Here is a 4,752-nt window from a genome sequence, read left to right as displayed (position 1 = left end):
AGGTTGTTTCATAGGCTTTATTATAGCATAATGACGGTCAAGATTGAGCGCATTACGTACCGGTTATTACTTCCCTTTGGGTTAAACATGGGGAGTTCTCGGACAACCTGCGTAGACCTGACCCCTTATTCTTTCTTTTTCCTCTTATTTTCTTTTACTTCGATAGAGCCCTATCCCTATTAATAGCATTATGACTATCCATAACACTGGATCTTTATACCACCATCCATGATAATCATTGATAGAGGGCAATATATCGTTTGTTTTTTCTACTGATATTTTCGCACTATAAAAAATAGATGTTATTCCAAGGAAAATAAACAAAATCCCCCAAACCATATAATTATATTTGTACCTTGGTAGGAATAAATTACAACTAATCCAGTAGAAAAAATTTTCGAAAAAAAATTTATTTTTGAACCTTCGACTGAATACTAGTGATAACCCTATGATAAAAAGTAAGATAGGGGAAACAACAAGAATAAAATTTACATCCCATATAATTAAGACTATCAATAATAATATTGTGAAAAAATATATGATATCTACATATATGCTATTTACTTTCATATAATATTCCATTTCCCTTTATTTATATGGACAACAACTTGTTTCTACTGGTCCATCAAGATATGAATAACCTGCAAAAACATCAACACTAGCGTCAATCCCAGCTTGATAACCATTAGAAAAAGAATAAGTACTACCTAAGTTCAATTGTGTTTCAGCTGAACCAAAACCAATCGCAGCACTTGCAGACCCTAAATAAGCATTCCCTTCTAATACAGATAATCTAGGATTACCAAGATCATTACATTTTTGTTTTATATTAAAATATGTAACTGATATTGGTAGGCCTGCTGTTGCCCCTGCTAAAATAGCTACCACTTCACCTTTTTCCCTTGTGTTATCAGGACGACAATCAGTCCAAACTTTACATCTTAGTACACCAACACCAAATACTTCTCCACCAGAAATATAACGGCAAATTCCAGAAATTTCAAATAGACCTAATGGATCTATTTTATTCACCGGATTCTGCCCCACATAAGAATAAAGATTATAATCCCCCCCATCAAAACCAAGAGGATCCTTGGAGATAAACCTCCCCACCTCCGGATCATAGAACCTGGCCCGATAATAATAAAGCCCCACCTCTTCATCCCACTCCCTGCCCGTATAGGTATAGTTCCTGTCAAGCGTCCCCTTAACAAGATTACCAAAGGAATCATAACCAAAGCTGTAACCTGCCACCGGAGTACCCGAGGCATCGGTCAGCTTAAGCACAGACCCCAAGCCATCGGCATGATAATAATACCAGTTGCCTGAAGCCACATCTTTTACCGCCAGCGGTTCGTCTATCCCGGGTCCGTGAACGAAAACTTTTAAAACGTTCCCAGCACCGTCAAGCTCGGCAATAATATCCTCGTTGTCGTAGAAGTAACGCACACTGGCCGTCTGCACACCGTCCGTCGCCACGGTACGCCCCACTCTCCTGCCGAATACGTCGTAATCATAGGTAACCACCGTCGATGAATTATCAAAGCTGCGTTTCACCCTCACAAGACGATTTTCATAGTCATAGTCATAACTGGATGCACCAATTTGCTTCTGCTGACCAGAATAGATGCTGAAGATCACCTTATCATGGGCAAGCCTGTTGCCTATGGCGTCGTAGCTGTAATTCTCAAACTGAGCCAGCTTACCTGCGTCAGATGAATAAGCAACAAACTTAAGGCGATAAAGGTCGTCGTATTCGTAGCTCACTACCGTGCCGTCATCCTTTGTGTGAGACTTTCGGTTACCTGAGGGATAGTGGCTGTAACTGCTGTCTGCCACGCCGTTCGTTATCCCAACAAGCCTTCCCAAAGCGTCGTAGCTGTAGTTGGAAAATACAGTGTTGGGATAGCTGAGGCTCTCCCTGCTGCCGTCAACGTTGTAGTCGTAATCGAACATGCCTGCCCCTGTTGCAGTGATCGTGTCCGGCTGGTATGCATCGGTATAGCTGTAACCCACACTAACGGCCTCTGAAAGACCACTCACATTCATGGAAGTTTTATTGCCTACCAAGTCGTATGTATAAGTAATGGTTCTCGTACCGTCGGCCACAGTGCGGACCTGCCCATCGGCGTAATAGGTATAGGTGTAAGTAAGGTCGTCCTTACTTGCTGTATGACGCCAGCCGTTAATGTAGTAGCTGTAGGTTTCTTTCGTTACGCCATCCACCTTCTTCTCGATGAGGCGGTCCATGTAGTCATTAACGTAGGTAATGGCAATTCCATCGGCATCGGTTTTGGTGTATTCATAGCGGTTAGAATGGTAACTGAAACGCTTTTGCAAGCCTGTGGCATCCCTTTCGGTCAGCAGTCTGCCCAGCTTGTCGTAAGTATAAGAGGTGGCCTTACCGTTGGCATCAGTAACCTGGGTCAGCTTGTCCACCCCACCGCTGCAGTTGCCGCAGCCGGCAGCGCTGTAACTCATGAAGGTGGCATTATTGAGAGCGTCGATGATCGACTTCTGCTGGCCCAGGTTGGTGTAGGTATAACTCGTTTTATTCCCTTCGGCATCAATAACGGACTCGACGGAACCATTTGCGTTATAAACGTAAGTGGCCCTTTCCTCATTTGGACCGATAAGCTGCACCATGCGGCCGAGAGAATCGTATTTATAGCGCGTTACCCGTCCCGCAGTATCGGTAACGGTCGACATATTACCCAGCACACCGTAAGTATAGTAAGTGGCTGCATCAACGCCGGTGACGGAGCTGGGCGCCGTAGAGGAGAGGAGCCTGTCTTTATCATCGTAAACCACGATGCTGACCCTGCCCAAAGGATCTGTCGTTGTTACCTGCTTTTCCATACCTACCGTCGTATACTGAATGAAGGTCTCCCTGCCGAGGGAATCACCGGTGTAAATCGTCTCTCCCTTGTCATTGTAGTCATAAGTTGTTGTCAAGGAGGGAACAGGTGTCCCTGTCTCATCATAAGCGCCTTCAAGGGGCGTCCTCATGGTAAGGATTCTGCCGTTGGCATCATAAGTGTAAGCCGTGGAGTACATTCTGAAGGGTGAAACAAGCTCTTCCTCGATGGAGGCCACCACATTATTGTTTACGTCATAGCGGGTCGTCGTCTTTTTCTTGCCGCCCGGATGGATTGCGGTCCTGTAGTCGCCATTGTAGGTATAGAAGGTTATCCCCCCTTCGGGGTCTTCCTTTTCCTTCAGCTTTCCTTCCGTCTTGCTGTAGCGGAACTTCCAGACGCCGCCGTCGAGCTCTGTTTTGAGAGTCTCACGCATATCACCCGTATAGTTGCTGTAACCGAGGGTACGCGTGCGAACACCGTATTCTGTGGTAACCGTCGAAGATGTGACCTTTCCGTTGTCAAAGCCGTAAGTAACAAGCTTGCCGGAAGGATCGGTTTTGGTCTTTAGCAGGCCGGTTTCATAGGTGTAGGACCATTTGGGATTGACCGCCCCCGCTTCGGGATAGGAGACGGAAGCTGTCGTGCCGTCTGGTTGAGGCACATCAAGCGTATAGGATGCGGGAAGCGGATAAATAATCTCCTCTAATGTGCCGTCAGGATAGTAATTAAAATCGTAAATATTGCCCGAAGGATCAGTAACGGTATCGATCTTACCATCAACGTAATCAATGAAAACAGGGGCAGGCGCTGTTGAATCAGCGACACTTGTCAAGAGGCCGCTGTAATAAGAAAATGTTGTTGTTCTTCCCCTTATATCGCTTATGGATGAAATATTTCCGAAGGCATCGAAATGATAGACCGTCCCGTCAAGCTCTGTCATATCCCACGTGCCATCAGCATTTTTCACAAGGCTTGAATTATCACCGCTTTCAGCAACGTAGTCCTCCAAAAAGGGGATATATGTTGTTGCGGCGCCGTCAGGCATGGACAAGGCGACCCGTCCATTAACAAGTTCTTCCAGGTCAATCTCGTAGCTGTGCCGCCAGTTTCGGGCAACGGTACCGCTGTATATACTAAAGCTGTCATAGTAAAGCGAAAAATAACCGAAAAGATTCTGACTATGTTTGTACTGCCCGCTCGCTACGTTTGCAGTAGAGTCAATACCTGTGACCTGTCTGCAATCTTTACAATCGTTCCTCTCATCGACGGTACCGTCGCAATCGTTGTCTTTACCGTCGGCCATACATATCTCTTCTTCCACCTCCTTGATAAAAACACTAATATCATCATCGTTACAATCATTGCACTGTGTATAACCATCACCATCGCCGTCTACAGGTTTCTTGCTGGCGTCATAGTCGTCACAGTCAAGGGGGTTTGACGGGGCCGTTAGAAAGTTTAAATGAGGCCACTTAACATTGGGATCTTCACAGGATGATATGGAGCCATAGGTAAAACCGTCGCCATCGAAGTCATAATACCACGTGTCTCTTGCGCCGTCGCCATCATAATCCGTGCATCCGCATAAACATTCGAATATAGCGTAGCCAACTAAAAGCTGAGCGCAGTCTATGTCCGTATCCTCAGGGTGAAAACCAAAAGAAATTCCGGGACCGTTACACCTGTAAGAGGTAGGAAATAGGCATGCATCATTTAAGTAGTTACCTTTAACACAAACGGCATATGAAATGGAAAGTGAAGCATATTGAAATAAAACAAGTAAAGAAAGAATGCCGAAAAGTTTCAGCATATTAAGCCGCAGGAATTTTCCTGAACTGATTATATTTATCATTTTTTTTCCGTTGTTCATCATAATGTAAAACTTTGAGGG

The 4,752-nt window shown here is 45.0% G+C and carries 1 protein-coding gene; it reads right to left on the bottom strand.

Annotated features, from left to right (window positions below; genetic code table 11):
- Positions 1–588: 588 nt before the first annotated feature.
- Entirely contained in the window at positions 589–4,713 is a 4,125-nt protein-coding gene (locus tag OEV42_21235; protein MDH3976794.1) for a hypothetical protein, read from the bottom strand.
- Between the last annotated feature and the right edge of the window lie 39 nt (positions 4,714–4,752).

The organism is Deltaproteobacteria bacterium (assembly GCA_029860075.1).
In the GTDB taxonomy this organism is placed as follows: Bacteria; Desulfobacterota; JADFVX01; order JADFVX01; family JADFVX01; genus JAOUBX01.
The sequence above is the reverse complement of the archived record's forward strand: the minus strand, read 5'-3'. Positions and strand labels throughout refer to the sequence as shown.

What these genes read in the sequence shown, in the direction of transcription:
- OEV42_21235 (MDH3976794.1), bottom strand. Translation starts at nt 4,713, where the DNA reads ATGATAAATATAATCAGTTCAGGAAAATTCCTGCGGCTTAATATGCTG.